At 43.6% G+C, this 21008-nt stretch carries 17 protein-coding genes and 1 pseudogene; 4 read left to right on the forward strand and 14 right to left on the reverse strand.

From position 1 onward, the window contains the following. Positions 1–28 precede the first annotated feature (28 nt). Both F0226_RS07545 and hupA read right to left on the reverse strand, forming a co-directional pair. Positions 29–727, reverse strand: coding sequence for a DUF1481 domain-containing protein (locus F0226_RS07545; protein WP_171735071.1), 699 nt, complete (start codon positions 725–727; stop codon positions 29–31). A 47-nt stretch (positions 728–774) separates the two neighbouring features. Further along, positions 775–1047 carry a nucleoid-associated protein HU-alpha gene (gene hupA / locus F0226_RS07550; RefSeq protein ID WP_137375029.1) on the reverse strand — a complete coding sequence of 91 codons (273 nt, stop codon included), beginning with the start codon at positions 1045–1047 and terminating at the stop codon, positions 775–777. A gap of 268 nt (positions 1048–1315) precedes the next feature. On the opposite strand from hupA, the gene F0226_RS07555 reads away from it, so the two are divergent. Next, positions 1316–2431, forward strand: a complete 1116-nt coding sequence (locus F0226_RS07555; RefSeq protein ID WP_171735072.1) for a hemolysin family protein — start codon at positions 1316–1318, stop codon at positions 2429–2431. 54 nt (positions 2432–2485) lie between these two features. On the opposite strand, the gene F0226_RS07560 is transcribed toward F0226_RS07555, so the two are convergent. Then, complete coding sequence (locus F0226_RS07560; protein WP_171735073.1) at positions 2486–3073, reverse strand: DUF416 family protein; 588 nt, start codon at positions 3071–3073, stop codon at positions 2486–2488. Positions 3074–3144: 71 nt separating this feature from the next. On the opposite strand from F0226_RS07560, the gene F0226_RS07565 reads away from it, so the two are divergent. After that, positions 3145–4071, forward strand: a complete 927-nt coding sequence (locus F0226_RS07565; protein ID WP_171735074.1) for a D-2-hydroxyacid dehydrogenase — start codon at positions 3145–3147, stop codon at positions 4069–4071. A gap of 40 nt (positions 4072–4111) precedes the next feature. Beyond that, on the forward strand, positions 4112–4702 hold the full coding sequence (locus tag F0226_RS07570) for a uracil-DNA glycosylase family protein (RefSeq protein WP_171735075.1): 591 nt from the start codon (positions 4112–4114) through the stop codon (positions 4700–4702). A gap of 100 nt (positions 4703–4802) precedes the next feature. Here F0226_RS07570 and hemE read toward each other — a convergent pair whose 3' ends face one another. Next, a complete protein-coding gene (gene hemE / locus F0226_RS07575) occupies positions 4803–5870 on the reverse strand; it encodes a uroporphyrinogen decarboxylase (protein WP_137375024.1) in 1068 nt (355 codons plus the stop codon). 352 nt (positions 5871–6222) lie between these two features. Continuing rightward, the gene (gene nudC, locus F0226_RS07580; protein ID WP_171735076.1) at positions 6223–7002 is read right to left on the reverse strand and encodes an NAD(+) diphosphatase; all 780 of its coding nucleotides are present in this window, start codon (positions 7000–7002) and stop codon (positions 6223–6225) included. Positions 7003–7170: 168 nt separating this feature from the next. Here nudC and rsd point away from each other — a divergent pair, with 168 nt between their 5' ends. After that, positions 7171–7668 (forward strand): sigma D regulator, encoded by a 498-nt coding sequence (gene rsd, locus F0226_RS07585; protein ID WP_171735077.1) that lies wholly within the window; start codon positions 7171–7173, stop codon positions 7666–7668. 212 nt (positions 7669–7880) lie between these two features. On the opposite strand, the gene rpoC is transcribed toward rsd, so the two are convergent. The 9 genes and pseudogenes from rpoC to tuf form a co-directional block, all read right to left on the reverse strand. Beyond that, the gene (gene rpoC, locus F0226_RS07590) at positions 7881–12083 is read right to left on the reverse strand and encodes a DNA-directed RNA polymerase subunit beta' (RefSeq protein ID WP_171735078.1); all 4203 of its coding nucleotides are present in this window, start codon (positions 12081–12083) and stop codon (positions 7881–7883) included. An 89-nt stretch (positions 12084–12172) separates the two neighbouring features. Beyond that, positions 12173–16201, reverse strand: a complete 4029-nt coding sequence (gene rpoB / locus F0226_RS07595) for a DNA-directed RNA polymerase subunit beta (protein WP_171735079.1) — start codon at positions 16199–16201, stop codon at positions 12173–12175. A 236-nt stretch (positions 16202–16437) separates the two neighbouring features. Continuing rightward, positions 16438–16803 carry a 50S ribosomal protein L7/L12 gene (rplL, locus tag F0226_RS07600; RefSeq protein WP_171735080.1) on the reverse strand — a complete coding sequence of 122 codons (366 nt, stop codon included), beginning with the start codon at positions 16801–16803 and terminating at the stop codon, positions 16438–16440. Positions 16804–16858: 55 nt separating this feature from the next. Further along, positions 16859–17353, reverse strand: coding sequence for a 50S ribosomal protein L10 (rplJ, locus tag F0226_RS07605; RefSeq protein ID WP_137375019.1), 495 nt, complete (start codon positions 17351–17353; stop codon positions 16859–16861). A gap of 232 nt (positions 17354–17585) precedes the next feature. Continuing rightward, on the reverse strand, positions 17586–18290 hold the full coding sequence (gene rplA / locus F0226_RS07610; RefSeq protein ID WP_171735081.1) for a 50S ribosomal protein L1: 705 nt from the start codon (positions 18288–18290) through the stop codon (positions 17586–17588). A 4-nt stretch (positions 18291–18294) separates the two neighbouring features. After that, positions 18295–18723 (reverse strand): 50S ribosomal protein L11, encoded by a 429-nt coding sequence (gene rplK / locus F0226_RS07615; protein WP_026084318.1) that lies wholly within the window; start codon positions 18721–18723, stop codon positions 18295–18297. Between the two features lie 141 nt (positions 18724–18864). Continuing rightward, entirely contained in the window at positions 18865–19413 is a 549-nt protein-coding gene (gene nusG / locus F0226_RS07620; RefSeq protein WP_137375017.1) for a transcription termination/antitermination protein NusG, read from the reverse strand. Positions 19414–19425: 12 nt separating this feature from the next. Further along, on the reverse strand, positions 19426–19803 hold the full coding sequence (secE, locus tag F0226_RS07625) for a preprotein translocase subunit SecE (RefSeq protein ID WP_171735082.1): 378 nt from the start codon (positions 19801–19803) through the stop codon (positions 19426–19428). A 223-nt stretch (positions 19804–20026) separates the two neighbouring features. Further along, positions 20027–21008: pseudogene (gene tuf / locus F0226_RS07630) on the reverse strand (elongation factor Tu); the annotation flags it as partial.

The raw sequence follows: 21008 nt of genomic DNA on the forward strand, positions 1-21008 counted from the left end.
CCAAAATCGAGTCAAACGGTTTGCTTAATTATTGCGACAAAAGTTCTGGTCGGGAAATACAATCTTGGCTGTCTTCCGATAGCATGAGTAATTCTTCAACTGACACTTTGTTTAAATATTTACGCCCCAGAAAAGCAGCATAACTATCCACACTTGCTAAACGGTCAATAACAAAGCTAGGCAACGTTTGGTTGAATTCTAAATTCTCAAATTCTGTTCCTGAACACGTCTCGAATGTTTTTCCATCCCAATAACCTTGCATCAGCTCTAAACCATCGTCATTTTGCTTTGTGGTGTTATCAATGACAGATTGCGCTTCTTTTTGATAACGCTGTAATTGAACAGGTTGGATTGGTAGAACTCGGCCATCAATACGATATTGCTGGTAAACCGCCTCACCCGTTTTATTGAAACGGATATGGACTCGATAAGGTACTAAAGTATTTGAAGTGTCTCGTTGCTTTCCTTCGCGGACTAGTTCTCTGAGCTCACCCTCTTTCCAACTGTAATCACTTTTGTACCAACCATAGTCACCCACAACAACATAATCAGAAGCAGTGTGAGGGTTAGTTAATTTATTGGTGATCCAGTAGAAACTGGTTGCATCGCCCATCACTTGTCCACCGGTGAAGGTTTCAAATTGTTCAAGGTTTTGACGAGGATTGGATGAAGAGCACCCAAGAAGAAATGTCGATAATAGTGAAGCTAAGAGAAATGCTTTTTTCATAAAACCTGTACCGAGGTGAGAAATAGACTACCTCGGTACAGTTTAGATTATTTCACTGAATCTTTCAGTGCTTTACCAGCAACAAATGCAGGAACATTTGCAGCAGCGATTTGGATCTCATCGCCAGTTTTTGGATTACGGCCTGTACGAGCTGCACGGTGGTTTACTTTGAAAGTACCAAAACCAATTAGCTGAACTTGCTCGCCATCTTTAAGTGTATCAGTCACACCACCAAGGGTCGCTTCTAGAGCTGCTTTAGCTTGAGCTTTAGAAAGGTCCGCTTTTTCAGCAATAAAGTCGATTAATTGAGTCTTGTTCATTTAGGTTTCCCTTCTCTGTATTTTTAAATTCAATTCACTCTAAAACAAAAATGCCCTGTCTGGCAAAGGTTTGTCACCAATCTTTAGCTCTAATGCCGTAGTTTTAGCCATAATATGAGTAATAACTCACAATTTGTTACCTATTTCTTCCCGCCAGCCCTTATCTAAAGGGGCTTTAAGCGAAAATAATTGATGTCCGAAAAACAATTTGTTCTCTATAATCCAGGGTGAATCGCTGTTAAAGCGTACAATCTAATTAAGGGCAAACATGCTGCTGCTAACTATCTACATTTCCGTTGCTATCGGGATTTCTTTTATCTGTTCTGTTTTAGAAGCAGTACTACTTAGTATTAGTCCGAGCTACATTGCTCAGCTAAAACAAAAAGAGCACCCTGCAGCAGAATCTTTAGGTAAGCTTAAAACTGATATCGACCGTCCACTTGCATCTATCCTAACTCTCAACACCATCGCCCATACTATTGGCGCGGCAACCGCAGGTGCACAAGCTGCTGTGGTATTTGGTAGCCAATGGCTAGGCGTTTTCTCAGCCGTGCTGACTTTAGCTATTTTGGTTCTATCTGAAATTGTACCTAAAACCATTGGTGCAACGTACTGGCGCCAGCTAGCTCCAATGTCAGCGACTGTTTTACGCTGGATGGTCTTTTTCTTAACACCGTTTGTTTGGTTCTCTGAGCAAATCACTAAGCGCCTTGCTAGAGGTCATCAACAGCCAAAAATGCGTGATGAACTTTCTGCGATGGCGATTTTGGCAAGAGAAAGTGGTGAGTTCGCTGAAGGTGAATCTAAAATCCTAAGTAACTTACTTGGTATTCAAGATGTGGCTGTGACGCACGTGATGACACCAAGACCGGTTGTATTTCGCGTTGATGCAGAGATGACTATTGATGCGTTCTTAGAGCAACACAAAGACACACCGTTCTCTCGACCTCTTGTGTTTGATGAGCAAAGTGACAATATCATTGGCTTTGTTCACCGCTTAGAGCTATTTCGCTTACAACAAGCGGGCTGCGGTCAGAAGAAGCTAGGCGAAGTGATGCGTCCTATTCACGTCCTTCTCAACAACTTAGGTCTAGTTAAAGCATTTGACCAGATGATGGCTAACCGCTTGCAACTTGCTCTTGTCGTTGACGAATATGGCACGGTCCAAGGCATTATTACGCTGGAGGATATCTTTGAACATCTGCTAGGTGAAGAGATCGTCGATGAAGCTGATAAGAATACCGACATGCAAGAGCTTGCTTTCCAACGCTGGGAAAACTGGAAAGAAACACACGGAGTGATTGAGAGCCGTGATGATGACGAAGATGAAGTCATTAAAGAGAAATCCACAGAAGTGAAAGACTCTCCTGAGACATCAAAATAAGAATACAAAAAAGGCTCCCATCGGAGCCTTTTTTATTAGTAAGAACAGCCTGACTTATAATGTCACACCGATATTACTAACAGGGTCTTCACGTAACTCTAAACGTAAATCTTTAATCAAATCGATATCACGTTCTGTCGTTTCACGTAATGGGCGGAAAATAGCCCACTGGACATCCCACTCTTCACAAACGGCTTCATTCTCTTTCTGATTCTCATTTGTGATTTCATCAGAGCCTTGAGCAAATTCTAAATCAGCGACTGTTTTAACTGACTGCTGGCTCAATTTAATCATTGATTCAAACAAAAAATCTCTGTCTAACAGACCATGAAGTAAGGTCGATAAGCCTTGGCAAGCATCCATAGCTGGATAGACTCCATAGAAATCAAAATCATCGGAGCTAGGGAACAACTCTTCCACTTTCTCCAATTGGCGTTCAAAATTTACTTTCGCCGTTTTAACAGTCAAGATTTCCCAAACACTGTCTAATACATCACGATAAATGCGCGCTTCAGCAAATTTTGTATTCTCACAAAACATGGCATAGTTAGGGTACATACGCTCACATAAGCACGCCATGAAGGTGATTTGTTGCCAAGGTTCTAACTTTTCAAGACGAACCTGCAGTGGATTCTGTAGCATAGTCACTCAATAATTGCAGAAAAAGACAGCGGAAGTGTACTTGATAAACTCTAGGGAAAAAAGGTAGGTCTATGAACAATTTCACGAATAAGCTCTATATTGCTACGGAACATGATGAGACCTATACACAGCTCATTCAAAACCAAGATTTACCGGACCTTGAGATCTGTTCATTACCCGAAGAAGCACAAATAGTGTTGGCTTCTCCTCCACTTGTTACCTCTATCTTAGACGACTTTTCGCAACTCGACTGGCTACAAAGTACTTATGCTGGAATTAATGCGCTCACTGAGCCAACTCTTCGTCAGGATTACACACTAACGAATGTTCGGGGAATATTTGGCCCTGCTATTGCCGAGTATGTTCTCGGTTATAGCATTCATCATTACCGCCACTTCCAGATTTACCACCAGCAGCAAGAAGAACGTCAGTGGCAACCTCATTTATATACCTCATTAACAGGTAAGGTGATGGTTATCTTAGGCACCGGGTCCATCGGTAGTCATTTAGCTCAGGCTGCCTCTGCTTTAGGCATTCATACTATTGGCATTAATCGTACTGGTATCCCCTCTAAGAGCTTAAGCTTTAAAGATACGTTCCATATTAATGAGATTAAAGCGGCTTTAGAACAAGCTGACATCGTGGTAAACACTTTACCTGCCACTCCAGATACTCAATATCTACTTAATGAACAAACATTGGGCTTCTGTAGAAGTTGTTTGCTCTTTAACGTAGGTAGAGGAAGCTCTCTGGATAATAAAGCCTTGTTATTAGCGTTAAAAAATCGCTGGGTAGATCATGCTTTCCTAGATGTATTCGAGCAAGAACCCCTTTCTGCCGAGCACCCTTTTTGGGGGATACCAAAAATCACAATCACACCACATATTGCTGCACTCAGCGAACCACGTCAGGTTATCAATATTTTCGCTAAAAACTACCAATTATGGCGAGATGGTTTTCAGCTCAATAACCTTATCGATTTTGATAAAGGCTATTAACGTTTAAGAAGCGCTATGACTAATTCGACGATGAAGGCTTATGTTTGACGATCTTATTACAGAAATTCGCTCGTGCCAGGCTTGTGAACCAGAGTTGCAACTTGGAGCTAATCCAATCATTCAAGCACACCCTGACGCGACTCTACTCATCATAGGGCAAGCTCCAGGGGTGAAAGTGCATGAATCATCAATCCCATGGAATGATGCCAGCGGTGAGCGATTGAGAGCGTGGTTAAAAATAGATAAAGCGACTTTTTACGATTCACATAAAGTCGCAATCGTTCCTATGGGACTTTGCTATCCAGGTAAAGGAAAGAGCGGCGACCTTCCTCCAAGAAAAGAATGTGCGCCCTTATGGCACAAGCGGGTACTTGAGTGTTTGCCAAATATAAAAATGACATTGCTTATTGGTCAATATGCGCAGCAACATTATTTGGATGAAAAGCCAAACACACTGACAGATACCGTAAAACAATGGCACAAATGGGCGCCAAATTATGTCCCTCTCCCCCACCCTTCGCCACGTAATAATATCTGGCTTAAAAAAAACCCATGGTTTGAGAGTGACATCATTCCTTATATCAAAAAGCACATCTCAGAGCATTTGGCCTACCATGATCCAAATACCTAGCAGCTAAATAGCTAAATTATACAAATACTAAATGCCGATAATAGGTAATAAAAAAGCGCTGCGGGTTGCCCGGCAGCGCTTTCAATAATCTTACTCAGAATTACTTGTGGTAAGGCTTAGATAACTCGTGAACAGCGTCAACGAATACACCAGCATTCTCTGGCGGCACATCTAGGTGAATACCATGACCAAGGTTAAATACATGACCTGTACCACCATCACCAAAGCCTTCTAGGATAGTACCTACTTCTTCACGAATACGCTCAGGTTGAGCATAAAGGATCGATGGGTCCATATTGCCTTGTAGAGCAACTTTATCTCCGATGCGAGCTTTCGCGTCTTGAATATTGATTGTCCAATCTAGACCCACAGCATCACAGCCTGTTGCTGCGATAGACTCAAGCCACATGCCGCCGTTCTTAGTAAACAGAGTCACTGGCACACGACGACCTTCGTTTTCACGAATAAGACCATCAACGATTTTATGCATGTACTGAAGTGAGAACAGGTTGTAGTCACGAGGAGTAAGCACGCCACCCCATGTATCAAATACCATTACAGACTGTGCACCCGCTTTAATCTGCGCGTTTAGGTATTCAATAACCGTATCTGCTAACTTATCTAGAAGTAGGTGCAGAGTCTGTGGTTCTGCATACATCATTTTCTTAATCTTAGTGAACGCTTTAGAGCTACTGCCTTCAACCATGTAAGTTGCAAGTGTCCATGGGCTGCCAGAGAAACCAATCAGTGGAACTTCACCTTTCAGATCTTTACGGATCTGACGAACAGCATTCATTACGTATTGCAGCTCGCCTTCAGGATCAGGTAGGCCGATCTTCTCTACGTCAGCTTTACATGTAATAGGGCGTTCAAATTTAGGACCTTCACCCGTTTCAAAGTAAAGACCCAGACCCATCGCATCAGGGATCGTTAAAATATCTGAGAACAAGATTGCAGCATCAAGTGGGAAACGGCGTAAAGGTTGAAGTGTTACTTCAGACGCCAATTCTGCGTTTTTACACAGTGACATAAAGTCGCCAGCTTCAGCACGAGTCGCTTTGTATTCAGGAAGATAGCGGCCTGCTTGACGCATCATCCATACAGGAGTGCAATCAACAGGTTGCTTTAACAGTGCGCGTAAATAGCGGTCATTCTTTAGTTCAGTCATTCCGTTAAATTCCAATTCAATCTTGTCTATTTTTGAAGTTAAGCATTCTAACACCGATTGGGTCGCAAAAGCTGTGTGCTTTGCAACCTAGATCAAGTTATTAACTTTTAAATCAATGGTTAATTTGCACCCTATATAGGCGCATGTTAAATATTTGTTCGCTAGCAAAAATTACAATAATAAACTGAGTATTTTGTACTCAGCATCTCATAACGACATCTTACTTACCCCCTCCACTTGTGGAGGGTTTTTTTTGCCTTTTTCACATCAACTTCAGCAGTAACAAAACCTAATACCACTACCGATAAATGATGAGATCTAATAGCCAATCATATAGCCGTGTAAGCCATCATCAAGAAGCTGCATCTTCTACCGTTTGGTCTATCAGCTGACGAGCAATAGTACCATGCGGTGCAACTTCAGGAAGGTCAGTTACTTCAAACCAACGAGCATCAGAAAGCTCACTATAATCAGGCTTTACTACTCCACCAGCATAATCAGCTAAAAAGCCCATCATCATACTTGAAGGGAACGCCCAAGGTTGGCTACCAAAATATCGAATATTATCGACATCAATGCCAGTCTCTTCTTTCACTTCACGAGCAACACACTGCTCTAATGTTTCACCGACTTCTAAAAAGCCAGCAATAACGGTATACATTCCCGTTTTATGACGTGGGTGCTGAGCTAATAATATTTTACTTTGATGACGAACGGCAACGATGATGCATGGAAAAATCCTAGGGTAATGCAAAGTTCGGCATTCTCCACACTGCATTGCGATTTGATTGTGATTTAAAAAATTTCGCCCCCCACACAGCGGGCAAAAACGCATACTTTGGGACATATGTCCGTACTGAATTGCTTTACTTACTAATAGAAATAAGGCTTCAGACCAATGCAGTAATTCTCGCAATGAAGTCAATTCGAGTGATTGCTTTAATTCTGCATCATTCACCCAATACACCGCTTTACCTTGATACTGACCAATACGAATAGCCAATTCATGAGACAAGCCTAAGCTCTGTGCAGATCCAAAAGGGAGCTCATCATTCACAACCCAAATATCACTTCCGGATACAACACACCAATACGCTAACTCAGACTTATCAATGTCACTTTTTTTTAACATCCCACCCCCTCATTGCTTGCAGTTCATTCATTTTACTGGCAATCTAATTTCATACTAGGGTTGTGGCATAGAATAATTCAAGCTATTACTTTTAGTAATTGAGTAATGAAACGGACCCCTGTTGCGGCAATTCATACGATCACAAGGCTGTGATCAGATCATGAGGACATGGTCATGCTAAATAAATTCAAACAAGTACAAGAACAATGGGGTGGCTCAAATGAGGTCATCGATCATTGGTTAGAAACTCGTCAATCTCTAATTGTTGAGTATTGTAAGCTTGCTGCTCTTCAGCCGAGCTCAGCAAAAACAAATGCACTTTCTGAACTCCCTTCTCCAGCAGATCTACAAAAATTTTGCCAACACCTTGTCGACTATATTTCTGAGGGTCACTTTAAGATCTACGATATGGTCATGAACAAATGGCAGTCTACGGGCTTTGAAGCCACTGACGAGATAAACCAGAGCTATGGGCATATTGTATTAACTACGGAGCCCCTGCTTAACTTCACTGACAAGTATGCTGCAATTACAGCCACAGATGAACTCGCCGATTTCGACAGTGATTTATCTCTCATAGGGGAAATCATTGAAGCTAGATTCGAAGTTGAAGATCAGCTCATACAGCAAATCGCTGATAGCTTGGCAGTGCCGCCAGGTGCTTAATGCTTAATGCTTAATGCTTAATGGGCATGATTGTAAAGCTTGTGATTGTCACAAGCTTTTTTATTGCCTGTTAGCTTCCTAATTACTAGTACTCTATTTAAACCCAAACACCCAAACACCCAAATTACAGAACACCAGAAACAAAAAAGGCACCCTAAGGTGCCTTTTTATCTCTTAACGATTACTCGTAAGAAGGGTTTGCTTCTAAAGAATTACTCTTCTGAAGAAAAACCAGCATTTAGAAGTGCTGCAAGATTATCTGTTGCTTGTTCAGCTGACGGACCTTCTTGTTGCTCTTCACGTTGCTTCTGACGATCTTGGTGGTATGCGAAACCAGTACCAGCTGGAATCAGACGACCAACAATAACGTTCTCTTTCAGACCACGAAGGTCATCACGCTTACCAGAAACCGCAGCTTCTGTTAGTACGCGAGTCGTTTCTTGGAAAGATGCTGCTGAGATGAATGACTCAGTTGCAAGCGATGCTTTAGTAATACCTAGCAGGTCACGTTCGTAACGTACTAGTTCTTTACCTTCAGCTTCTAGCTTACGGTTAGCAATCTTAACGTTGTGGTACTCAACCTGTTCACCAGGTAAGAACTCAGAATCACCAGAGTGAGTGATCGTACACTTACGTAGCATTTGACGAACGATAGTCTCAATGTGCTTATCGTTAATCTTTACGCCTTGTAAGCGGTAAACTTCTTGAACTTCGTTCGCGATGTACTGAGTCACAGCGTGGATACCACGTAGACGCAGGATATCGTGTGGAGTTTCAGGACCGTCGGCGATTACATCACCACGTTCAATCTTCTCACCTTCGAACACGTTCAATTGACGGTGCTTAGGAATCATCTCTTCGTAAGCGTCACCGCCTTCACGAGTGATTACTAGACGACGCTTACCTTTCGTTTCTTTACCAAACGACACAGTACCGGTGTGCTCAGCAAGGATCGCAGGCTCTTTAGGCTTACGAGCTTCGAATAGGTCAGCTACGCGTGGTAGACCACCGGTGATATCTTTGTTTCCACTCGATTTTTGAGGGATACGAGATAGTGTGTCACCAATGCCAACTTCAGCGCCATCTTCGATGTTTACAATCGCTTTGCCAGGTAAGAAGTAGTGAGCTGGCATATCAGTACCAGGGATCATTACATCGTTACCTTGCTCATCAACAAGTTTGATAGCTGGACGCATATCTTTACCTGCTGCTGGGCGAGCTGCTGCATCTGTTACTTCACTTGAAGAAAGACCAGTTAGATCGTCAGTGTTACGAGAAACTGTAATACCATCGATCATATCTACGAATTGGATACGACCTGCCACTTCAGTGATGATTGGCATTGTATGCGCTTCCCAGTTAGCTACAACTTCACCAGCAGTTACTGCTGCGTTGTCGCCTTTGGTTAGCATCGAACCGTAAGGAAGTTTGTGCTTCTCTTTAGTACGACCAAATTCATCAACAATCGTCATCTCAGATGCACGAGAAGTGATAACCAGTTTCTTGTCTTTGTTTACTACGAACTTAGCGTTGTGAAGTTTCACAGTACCAGTTGTCTTAGCTTGGATGCTGTTCTCTGCTGCTGCAGTAGATGCCGCACCACCGATGTGGAACGTACGCATCGTTAGCTGTGTACCCGGTTCACCGATAGATTGTGCAGCGATAACACCAACTGCTTCACCTTGATTCACTAGGTGACCACGTGCTAGGTCACGACCGTAACATTGTGCACAACAACCGAAGTCTGCATCACAGGTAACAACAGAACGCACTTTCATGCTATCTACTGAGTTGTCTTCCATGATCTGACACCACTTCTCATCAATCAGAGTATTACGTGGAATCAGTACGTCTTCAGTACCAGGCTTAAGAACGTCTTCAGCAACTACACGACCAAGAGCAAGCTCAGAAAGTGCAACTTTAACGTCACCACCTTCGATGTGAGGCATCATGTCGATACCTTCATGCGTGCCACAGTCATGTTCGTGAACTACAACGTCTTGTGCTACGTCTACTAGACGACGAGTTAGGTAACCCGAGTTAGCTGTTTTCAGTGCTGTATCCGCAAGACCCTTACGAGCACCGTGCGTTGAGATAAAGTACTGAAGGACGTTTAGACCTTCTTTAAAGTTCGCAGTGATCGGCGTTTCGATGATAGAACCATCTGGACGCGCCATCAGACCACGCATACCTGCTAGCTGACGAATCTGAGCTGCAGAACCACGTGCGCCCGAGTCGGCCATCATGTAGATACTGTTGAACGATTCTTGCTGTTCTTCTTCACCGTCACGGTTGATAACTGTTTCAGAAGATAGGTTATCCATCATTGCTTTCGCAACACGGTCGTTCGTAGACGCCCAGATATCGATAACTTTGTTGTAACGCTCACCCGCAGTAACAAGACCAGATTGGAATTGTTCTTGGATTTCACGAACTTCTTCTTCAGCAGATTCAATTTCATCGTATTTCGCTTGAGGTACAACCATATCGTTGATACCTACAGAAACACCAGAAAGTGCTGCGTATGCAAAACCTGCGTACATGATTTGGTCAGCAAATACTACTGTATCTTTTAGACCAAGCTTACGGTAACACTCGTTAAGCAGGTTAGAAATTTGCTTCTTACCTAGCTTTTGGTTAACGATACTAAACGGTAGACCTGATGGAACGATCTGCCATAGCATTGCACGACCTACAGTCGTATCAACTAGACCAGTGTTCGTTGTGCTATTGCCGTCTTCATCTACTACAGTTTCAGTGATACGTACTTTAACGCGAGCATGAAGCTCAGCAGTCTTAGTACGGTATGCCTTTTCAGCCTCAGCAGGGCCAGCAAGGTACATACCTTCACCTTTCACGTTGATCTTGTCACGTGTCATGTAGTAAAGACCCAATACAACATCCTGAGAAGGAACGATGATCGGATCACCTGATGCTGGCGACAGAATGTTATTCGTCGACATCATTAGGGTACGAGCTTCTAGCTGTGCTTCTAAAGTTAGAGGCACGTGTACAGCCATTTGGTCACCATCGAAGTCGGCGTTGTATGCCGCACACACTAGTGGGTGAAGCTGAATCGCTTTACCTTCGATTAGTACTGGTTCAAACGCTTGAATACCTAGACGGTGAAGTGTAGGTGCACGGTTAAGCAGTACTGGGTGTTCACGGATAACTTCGTCTAGGATATCCCAAACGATCGCTTCTTCGCGCTCTACCATTTTCTTAGCAGCTTTGATTGTCGTAGCCATGCCACGAGTTTCTAGCTTGCTGTAGATGAACGGCTTAAATAGCTCAAGTGCCATCTTCTTAGGAAGACCACACTGATGTAGACGAAGGTATGGACCAACTGTGATTACAGAACGGCCAGAGTAGTCTACACGTTTACCTAGAAGGTTCTGACGGAAACGACCTTGTTTACCCTTGATCATATCAGCAAGAGATTTCAGAGGACGTTTGTTAGAACCTGTGATCGCGCGACCGCGACGACCGTTATCTAGAAGTGCATCAACAGACTCTTGCAGCATACGCTTTTCGTTACGTACGATGATGTCCGGAGCAGCTAGCTCTAGAAGGCGCTTCAAACGGTTGTTACGGTTGATCACACGACGGTAAAGGTCGTTCAGATCTGAAGTCGCAAAACGACCGCCATCTAGTGGAACTAGAGGACGTAGATCTGGCGGTAGCACTGGAAGTACAGTTAAGATCATCCACTCAGGCTTGTTGCCCGAAGAGATGAATGCTTCAACTAGCTTCAAACGCTTAGTAACTTTCTTACGCTTAGTTTCTGAGTTAGTTGTTTCTAACTCTTCGCGCATTTCTTCCACTTCTTGATGAAGGTCCATTGTTGAAAGCAGATCTTTGATCGCTTCAGCACCCATCTTAGCAGTGAATTCGTCACCCCACTCTTCTAGACGATCCAGATACTCTTCTTCAGTAAGCATCTGAGATTTTTCTAGATCAGTCATACCCGGTTCAGTTACTACGTACATTTCGAAGTAAAGAACACGTTCGATATCACGCAGAGGGATATCCATTAGTAGACCGATACGAGACGGTAGTGATTTTAGGAACCAGATGTGAGCAACTGGTGAAGCTAGCTCGATGTGACCCATACGGTCACGACGAACTTTAGTCTGTGTAACTTCAACGCCACACTTCTCACAGATAACACCACGGTGCTTCAGGCGCTTGTATTTGCCACAAAGACATTCGTAATCTTTAACTGGACCAAAAATACGTGCACAGAACAGACCATCACGTTCAGGTTTGAACGTACGATAGTTAATTGTTTCTGGCTTTTTAACTTCACCAAAAGACCACGAACGGATCGTGTCTGGTGAAGATAGACCGATTTTGATTGCATCAAATTCTTCGGTCTTATGCTGTGCTTTTAGAAAGTTTAATAAGTCTTTCACGTTCAGCTCCTGTAAGGAGTTAAAGGAGTTCACCGACTAAAGTGAACCCCCTTTACCAAGTAATCCAATCTTCTTTTAAAAAAGAGGGATTACTCTTCGTCTTCTAGCTCGATGTTGATACCTAGCGAGCGAATCTCTTTCAACAGTACGTTGAACGACTCTGGCATGCCAGGTTCCATGCTATGGTTACCATCTACGATGTTCTTATACATCTTAGTACGGCCGTTAACGTCATCCGACTTAACTGTTAGCATTTCTTGTAGAGTATATGCAGCACCGTATGCTTCTAGTGCCCATACTTCCATCTCACCGAAACGCTGACCACCGAACTGAGCTTTACCACCAAGTGGTTGCTGAGTTACTAGGCTGTAAGAACCAGTTGAACGAGCATGCATCTTGTCATCAACCAAGTGGTTCAGTTTCAGCATGTACATGTAACCAACAGTTACAGGACGCTCAAACGAATCACCAGTACGACCATCAAACAGTTTAAGCTGACCAGATTCTGGCAGGTCACCCAGTTTAAGTAGTTCTTTGATTAAAGACTCAGAAGCACCGTCGAACACAGGAGTAGCAATCGGCAGACCACCACGTAGGTTCTTAATCAGTGTACGAACTTGATCATCAGACAGTTCAGCAATATCAACTTTCTGACGAGTATCACCAAGATCATAAACCTTCTGTAGGAACTCACGGAACTTATGAAGTTCTTGCTGTTCCTTAACCATTTGGTTGATCTTGTCACCGATACCTTTCGCAGCCAAACCTAAGTGAACTTCTAGGATCTGACCGATGTTCATACGCGATGGTACACCCAGCGGGTTAAGTACGATGTCTACAGGCTGACCTTTCTCATCGTATGGCATGTCTTCAACAGGGTTAATCTTAGAGATTACACCTTTGTTACCATGACGACCGGCCATCTTATCACCAGGCTGGATACGACGTTTAACCGCTAGGTAAACTTTAACAATCTTAAGAACGCCAGGCGCTAGATCATCACCTTGAGTGATTTTACGACGCTTAGTTTCAAACTTCTTATCGAAGTCTGCTTTTAGCTCATCCCACTGCTCAGCAAGTTGCTCAAGCTGTGTTTGTAGCGCATCGTCTTCTAGAACTTGCTCTAGCCATTGCTTACGACCGATAGTATCAAGCTTAGCTTCAGAGTAACCACCAGACAGAAGTACAGCTTTAACACGGTTAAGAAGACCACCTTCAAGAATTTGGAACTCTTCAGTTAGATCTTTCTTAGCTTCTTTAAGCTGCATCTGTTCGATTTCAAGTGCACGTTTGTCTTTCTCTACGCCATCGCGAGTGAAGACTTGTACATCAATGATAGTACCCGAAACAGAGTTTGGTACACGTAGAGAAGTATCTTTAACATCAGATGCTTTCTCACCGAAGATAGCACGCAGTAGCTTCTCTTCAGGAGTCAGTTGAGTTTCACCTTTAGGTGTCACTTTACCAACTAGGATGTCGCCACCCTTAACTTCAGCACCAATGTAAACGATACCTGACTCGTCTAGTTTAGACAGAGCAGACTCACCTACGTTTGGAATATCAGCTGTGATCTCTTCAGAGCCCAGCTTAGTATCACGAGCCACACAAGATAGTTCTTGGATGTGGATTGTCGTGAAACGGTCTTCTTGAACTACGCGCTCAGATACTAAGATCGAGTCTTCGAAGTTGTAACCGTTCCAAGGCATGAACGCGATACGCATGTTTTGGCCAAGAGCAAGTTCACCAAGGTCAGTTGAAGGACCATCAGCAAGAACATCGCCGCGTGCAACTGGTTCACCAGGAAGTACAGTTGGACGTTGGTTAATACATGTGTTTTGGTTCGAACGCGTGTACTTAGTTAGGTTGTAGATATCGATACCAGCTTCGCCAGGTACCAATTCATCTTCGTTAACCTTAACTACGATACGAGAAGCGTCAACAGACTGAACTTGACCACCACGTTTAGCAACCGCTGTAACACCAGAGTCAACTGCGATGTTACGTTCAATACCAGTACCTACTAGAGGCTTATCAGCTCTAAGTGTTGGTACAGCTTGACGTTGCATGTTCGCACCCATCAATGCACGGTTCGCATCATCGTGTTCTAGGAACGGGATAAGCGAAGCAGCGATAGATACTACTTGGTTTGTCGCAACGTCCATGTAGTCAACGTGATCGCGTGGGTGAAGACCAGATTCACCTTTTTGACGAGCAGTGATTAGCTCATCAGCAAACGTCGCTTCTTCAGTAAGAACCGTGTTTGCCTGTGCGATAACGAATTGACCTTCCTGGATTGCAGACAGGTAATCAACTTCTTCTGTTACTACACCATCTACAACGCGACGGTACGGAGTTTCTAGGAAACCGTAATCGTTACAACGCGCAAACGCAGATAGCGAGTTAATCAGACCGATGTTTGGACCTTCAGGCGTTTCGATCGGACATAGACGACCGTAGTGAGTTACGTGAACGTCACGTACTTCAAAGCCTGCGCGTTCACGAGTTAGACCGCCTGGACCTAAAGCAGAAATACGACGTTTGTGCGTAACTTCTGACAATGGGTTGTTTTGGTCCATAAACTGTGAAAGCTGTGAAGAGCCAAAGAATTCTTTAACTGCAGCAGAGATCGGCTTAGCGTTGATAAGGTCTTGAGGCATGATTGCATCAAGGTCACCAAGGCTTAGACGTTCTTTAACGGCACGTTCTACACGAACTAGACCAACACGGAATTGGTTTTCTGCCATTTCACCTACAGAACGGATACGACGGTTGCCAAGGTGGTCGATATCGTCCACTTCGCCTTTACCGTTACGGATGCCAATCAGTTTCTTCATCACTTCAATGATGTCTGATTCATCCAGAGTACCGCGCTCTTCTTCTTCTTCACGCTCGATAGAGCTGTTGAATTTCATACGGCCTACAGTTGATAGGTCGTAACGATCTTCAGAGAAGAATAGGCTTTCGAATAATGATTCTGCAGCTTCTTTTGTTGGTGGCTCGCCAGGACGCATCATGCGGTAGATTTCTACCAATGCAGAGATGCGATCTACTGTGCTATCTGCACGTAGAGTGTCTGACATGAATGGACCATGGTCTAGGTCATTCGTGAACAGAACTTCTAGAGATTTGTGACCTGCTTGAGATAAGTTAGCAAGTGCCTCTAGTGTAATTTCTTGGTTTGCGCCAACGATGATCTCGCCAGTTGCTTCATTGATGTAATCTTTAGCAGCAACTTTTTCAACGATGTACTCTACTGGTACTTCGATGTGCTCAACGCCATCTTTTTCAAGCTGACGGATATGACGAGCAGTAACTCGACGACCAGTCTCAACGTAAGTCTTACCGTTCGCTTCAATGTCGAATGACGCAGTTTCACCACGTAGACGATCAGGAACCAACTCCATTAATAGAGTTTGCTCTTTCACTTCGAAGTTCACTTTATCAAAGAACAGATCTAGGATCTCTTCCGTCGATTTACCAAGTGCACGAAGGATGATTGAAGCAGGTAGCTTACGACGACGGTCGATACGTACGAATAAGTTATCCTTAGGATCGAACTCAAAGTCTAACCATGAGCCGCGGTAAGGAATTACACGTGCGTTATAAAGAACTTTACCCGATGAGTGGGTTTTACCCTTATCGCTGTCGAAGAACACGCCTGGGCTTCGGTGCAGCTGGGATACGATAACCCTCTCGGTACCATTGATTACAAAAGTACCATTGTCTGTCATAAGCGGAATTTCGCCCATGTAGACTTCTTGTTCTTTAATGTCTTTTACGGTGCCTGCTGGTGCATCTCTATCAAAGATTACTAAGCGTAATTTTACGCGTAGAGGTTTTGAATAAGTTACACCACGAATTTGACATTCTTTAACATCAAAAACTGGCTCACCAAGACGGTAGCTAACGTATTGCAGCTCGGAATTGCCGTTGTAGCTCTGAATTGGAAAAACAGAACGAAAAGCAGCCTCAAGACCGTATTGCCCCTCAGGATCCTGTTCGATAAATTTGTCGAACGAATCGAGCTGGATCGATAACAGGTATGGAATGTCCAAAACTTGTGGACGAGTACCAAAATCCTTACGGATGCGCTTTTTCTCGGTATAAGAGTAAACCATGGGGTTCCTCAGCTCGCTGATAAGTGACCCAAACTACCCAAAACACTCAGCAGAGGGGGTAGTGACTAACAGCTGTTTACTGTAGTTACCAATCATTTCGAAAATATGAATTGGTTTTTTGCTCAGACTATGATGGTTAAACAGCGGGAAAATTCATCAAAGCCCTACAGCGCAAAAAGGCCGGTGGTTAATAAACCACCAGCCATTAGCCTTACGGCTAAGAAATCAAGTAATAATTACTTAACTTCAACAGTCGCGCCAGCTTCTTCTAGAGTCGCTTTTAGAGCTTCAGCTTCAGCTTTATCAACGCCTTCTTTAAGTGCAGCAGGAGCTGAGTCTACTAGACCCTTAGCTTCTTTAAGGCCTAGACCTGTAGCGCCACGTACTGCTTTGATTACAGAAACTTTGTTTCCGCCAACAGCAGTTAGGATTACGTCAAATTCAGTTTGCTCTTCAGCAGCTTCAGCAGAAGCACCACCAGCAACAACTGCTGCAGCAGCAGATACGCCGAATTTCTCTTCCATAGCTTCGATAAGCTCAACAACTTGCATTACAGACATTTCTGCAACTGCGTCTAGGATTTGCTCGTTAGTAATAGACATAACAATTCTCTTTTAAGTCAACAATAATTTATTTTGTAATCAAATAAAATTGGGCTTATGCCGCAACTTCTTCTTTTTGATCACGAACAGCAGCGATAGTACGTACCAGTTTACCAGCAGAAGCTTCTTTCATGCACATCATTAGGCGTGCGATAGCTTCGTCGTAAGTTGGTAGTGTCGCTAGTACATCAGCATCAGTAACTGCGCCTTCAAATGCAGCAGCTTTGATCTCGAAGTCTTTATTCTCTTTAGCGAAGTCTTTGAAAAGACGCGCTGCAGCACCTGGGTGCTCGTTAGAGAATGCAAGTAGAGATGGACCAGTAAATGTGTCTTGTAGACACTCGTACTGAGTACCTTCTACTGCACGACGTGCTAAAGTGTTACGAACAACTCTCATGTAAACACCCGCTTCACGCGCTTGTTTACGTAGAGAAGTCATCGCGCCAACAGTAACGCCACGAGAATCAGCTACAACTGCAGAAAGTGCACCACTGGCTGCTTCGTTGACTTCAGCAACAATTGCTTTTTTGTCTTGAAGATTTAAAGCCATTTGGATTAACCTCTGGTTGTGATTACAGCACTCATTACGTTGTGTAATGAGCGTTTACGGTGTTATAAGGTATCTATAACATCGCCTACGTAGGTTTTATTAAGCTATCAATATTCTCTCGAACATTAGCAGCGCCTACGGTCTTGGGATAGATGATTATGAATTGCTTCAAAAACCACCCAACCACAAATATTAGGCGCAGAAGTATACACTAAATCTGCGCCTAAGCAAATTAGTTTGCTTGAGTATCAAGACTAGCTTGATCAACAGCAACACCAGCACCCATCGTAGTAGAGATGCTTACTTTCTTCAGGAAAGTACCTTTCGCTGAAGAAGGCTTAGCTTTCTTAAGAGCCACTAGAAGTGCTTCTAGGTTCTCTTGAAGCTCTTTAGCTTCGAAAGATGCTTTACCGATAGTAGTGTGGATGATGCCGTTCTTGTCGTTACGGTAACGAACCTGACCAGCTTTAGCATTTTTAACAGCTTCAGCAACGTTAGGAGTTACAGTACCAACTTTAGGGTTTGGCATTAGACCGCGTGGACCTAGGATAGTACCTAGTTGACCAACAACGCGCATTGCATCTGGAGAAGCAACAACAACGTCAAAGTCCATTACGCCTTTTTTAACTTGCTCAGCAAGATCTTCCATACCAACGATATCTGCGCCAGCAGCTTTAGCAGCTTCTGCGTTTGCACCTTGAGTGAAAACAGCAACGCGGATTTCACGGCCAGTACCGTGAGGTAGCACTGTTGCGCCACGTACGTTTTGGTCAGATTTACGAGCATCAATGCCAAGGTTAACAGCAACGTCAACACTTTCATTGAATTTAGCAGTAGCTAGTTCTTTAAGAAGAGCTACAGCTTCGTTGATTTCGTACTCTTTAGTAACTTCAACTTTGTCGCGGATTACGCGCATACGCTTAGTAAGTTTTGCCATGATCTTATCCCTCTACCACTAGGCCCATTGAACGAGCAGTACCAGCAATAGAACGCTTCATTGCTTCGATGTCAGCACCAGTCATATCAGCAGCTTTAGTTTCTGCGATTTCTTGGATTTGAGCGTCAGTTACAGTACCAACTTTTTCAGTGTTTGGACGACCTGAACCAGACTTAACGCCAGCAGCTTTCTTAAGAAGAACAGCAGCAGGTGGAGTCTTAGTTACGAACGTGAAAGAACGGTCGTTGTAAACAGTAATAACTACTGGAGTAGGTAGACCTTTCTCAACTGATTCTGTTTTTGCGTTGAACGCTTTACAGAATTCCATGATGTTCACGCCGTGTTGACCTAGAGCAGGACCAACCGGTGGACTTGGGTTTGCCATACCAGCTGCAACTTGCAGTTTGATATAAGCTTCAACTTTCTTAGCCATGATATTTCCTATTAGTGGGTACATGCGCTTGCAAAACAAGCTCCCCAGTTTTTCAATAAATTCTTTTCACTTCCATAGAAGTAAAAGGCGCGAAATTATAATCATAATTCGCGCCTATAACAACCCTAAAAAGGTGTTTTTTTAATCAAGTTTTTCAACTTGACCAAATTCAAGCTCAACAGGTGTTGCACGACCAAAGATCGATACAGAAACCTTAATGCGGCTCTTCTCGTAATCTACTTCTTCAACTGTACCGTTAAAGTCAGCAAACGGACCATCATTAACACGAACCACTTCACCTGCTTCAAACATTGTCTTAGGACGCGGAGATTCACTCGCCTTCTCTAGACGGTTTAAGATAGCATCGGCTTCTTTGTCTGTGATTGGTGCCGGACGATCAGAGGTACCACCAATGAAGCCCATAACACGAGGGATACTACGTACTAAGTGCCATGATTCGTCTTCCATAATCATTTGAACTAAGACATAGCCAGGAAAGAACTTACGTTCACTTTTACGACGTTGGCCTGCACGCATTTCCACTACTTCTTCAGTAGGTACTAGCACATCGCCAAACAGTTCTTCCATGTTGTGCATTTTAATATGCTCGCGTAGCGATTGTGCAACACGACCTTCAAAACCGGAAAAGGCTTGAACTACATACCAACGTTTTTTTGGAGCTTCACTCATGAATCAGAACCCTCACACACCAGTTGCGAATGCAACAAGACGGACCATAATGCCGTCAATGCCCCATAGCACTAGTGACATAACAATACATACAGCTAACACGATCAACGTAGTCTGCATAGTTTCTTGGCGAGTAGGCCAAACCACTTTGCGAATTTCAACTCGAGACTCTTGAGCGAACGAGATCGCAGCTTTACCTTTAGTTGTTGTTGCTGCAACGCCTAGTGCGGCAGCAATCAGCACAACTACACCTGCAGCGCGAATTACAACAGACAATTCACCATACAGGTAATTACCCACAACAGCAGCAGCTAACAGAACAAAAGCGGCTACCCACTTCATTGTATCTGCTGCATTTGAGCTATCAGGAGTTTCAGCATTTGCTTTCATAAAACCAACCTGTGATAAGTCTTAAATATAGACGACAATAACCCCGCTGTTGCAGGGCACATTCCTTTGCGTTGCAAAACAACACATTTAATAGCCATTTCTAACAAAATAACCATAGAATTCTTTGCTAAGAGTTAAAATTGACGTTAAATCAAGCAACTCTTTTTTTAGCGCAGAAAAAGGGCATCAAATGATGCCCTTTTTACTAGTGGTTCGTCAAATCTTATGCAAAGATTTTAGCTACAACACCAGCACCAACTGTACGGCCACCTTCGCGGATTGCGAAACGTAGACCTTCGTCCATTGCGATTGGAGCGATTAGCTCAAAAGTACTTGACCACGTTCAACATCATCACGCTTAGTACCACGTAAAAGTGCACCAACGTTCTCACCTGCACGACCTTCGTCAAGCAGTTTACGGAACATTTCAACACCAGTACAAGTAGAAAGAGTAGTCTCTTTGATACCAACGATTTCTACTTCGTCACCTACGCGTAGGATACCGCGCTCGATACGACCAGTAACAACAGTACCACGACCTTGAATTGAGAATACATCTTCAATAGGAAGTAGGAACGGTAGGTCAACAGCACGCTCTGGAAGTGGAATGTAAGAATCTAGTGCTTCTGCAAGCTCAACGATTTTGTCTTCCCACTGCTTTTCGCCGTTTAGAGCGCCAAGTGCAGAACCTTGAATTACTGGAAGGTCATCTCCTGGGTATTCGTACTCAGAAAGAAGCTCACGAACTTCCATTTCTACTAGCTCAAGTAGCTCTTCGTCATCAACCATGTCACATTTGTTCATGAATACGATGATGTAAGGGATACCAACTTGACGACCAAGTAGGATGTGCTCACGAGTTTGTGGCATAGGGCCATCTGTAGCAGCAACAACTAGGATACCGCCGTCCATTTGAGCAGCACCAGTGATCATGTTTTTAACATAATCGGCGTGTCCAGGACAGTCTACGTGTGCGTAGTGACGTTCAGGAGTATCGTACTCAACGTGAGAAGTTGCGATTGTGATACCGCGCTCGCGCTCTTCTGGAGCGTTATCGATAGATGCGAAATCTTTAGCAACACCGCCGTACACTTTTGCAAGTGTAGTACAGATAGCAGCAGTTAGAGTTGTTTTACCGTGGTCAACGTGGCCGATAGTACCAACGTTTACGTGCGGTTTCGTACGTTCAAATTTTTCTTTAGACA

Origin of the sequence: Vibrio sp. 99-70-13A1 (assembly GCF_013114625.1) — a bacterium.
In the GTDB taxonomy this organism is placed as follows: Bacteria; Pseudomonadota; Gammaproteobacteria; order Enterobacterales; family Vibrionaceae; genus Vibrio.

Bases quoted from the DNA above. Each gene is read 5' to 3' on its own strand.
- hemE (WP_137375024.1), bottom strand. From the start codon at position 5,870: ATGACTGAACTAAAGAATGACCGCTATTTACGCGCACTGTTAAAGCAA.
- nudC (WP_171735076.1), bottom strand. From the start codon at position 7,002: ATGTTAAAAAAAAGTGACATTGATAAGTCTGAGTTAGCGTATTGGTGT.
- rsd (WP_171735077.1), top strand. From the start codon at position 7,171: ATGGTCATGCTAAATAAATTCAAACAAGTACAAGAACAATGGGGTGGC.
- F0226_RS07555 (WP_171735072.1), top strand. From the start codon at position 1,316: ATGCTGCTGCTAACTATCTACATTTCCGTTGCTATCGGGATTTCTTTT.
- nusG (WP_137375017.1), bottom strand. From the start codon at position 19,413: ATGAGTGAAGCTCCAAAAAAACGTTGGTATGTAGTTCAAGCCTTTTCC.
- rplA (WP_171735081.1), bottom strand. From the start codon at position 18,290: ATGGCAAAACTTACTAAGCGTATGCGCGTAATCCGCGACAAAGTTGAA.
- F0226_RS07565 (WP_171735074.1), top strand. From the start codon at position 3,145: ATGAACAATTTCACGAATAAGCTCTATATTGCTACGGAACATGATGAG.
- hupA (WP_137375029.1), bottom strand. From the start codon at position 1,047: ATGAACAAGACTCAATTAATCGACTTTATTGCTGAAAAAGCGGACCTT.
- rplL (WP_171735080.1), bottom strand. From the start codon at position 16,803: ATGTCTATTACTAACGAGCAAATCCTAGACGCAGTTGCAGAAATGTCT.
- rplJ (WP_137375019.1), bottom strand. From the start codon at position 17,353: ATGGCTTTAAATCTTCAAGACAAAAAAGCAATTGTTGCTGAAGTCAAC.
- rpoB (WP_171735079.1), bottom strand. From the start codon at position 16,201: ATGGTTTACTCTTATACCGAGAAAAAGCGCATCCGTAAGGATTTTGGT.
- F0226_RS07570 (WP_171735075.1), top strand. From the start codon at position 4,112: ATGTTTGACGATCTTATTACAGAAATTCGCTCGTGCCAGGCTTGTGAA.
- rplK (WP_026084318.1), bottom strand. From the start codon at position 18,723: ATGGCTAAGAAAGTTGAAGCTTATATCAAACTGCAAGTTGCAGCTGGT.
- F0226_RS07560 (WP_171735073.1), bottom strand. From the start codon at position 3,073: ATGCTACAGAATCCACTGCAGGTTCGTCTTGAAAAGTTAGAACCTTGG.
- secE (WP_171735082.1), bottom strand. From the start codon at position 19,803: ATGAAAGCAAATGCTGAAACTCCTGATAGCTCAAATGCAGCAGATACA.
- F0226_RS07545 (WP_171735071.1), bottom strand. From the start codon at position 727: ATGAAAAAAGCATTTCTCTTAGCTTCACTATTATCGACATTTCTTCTT.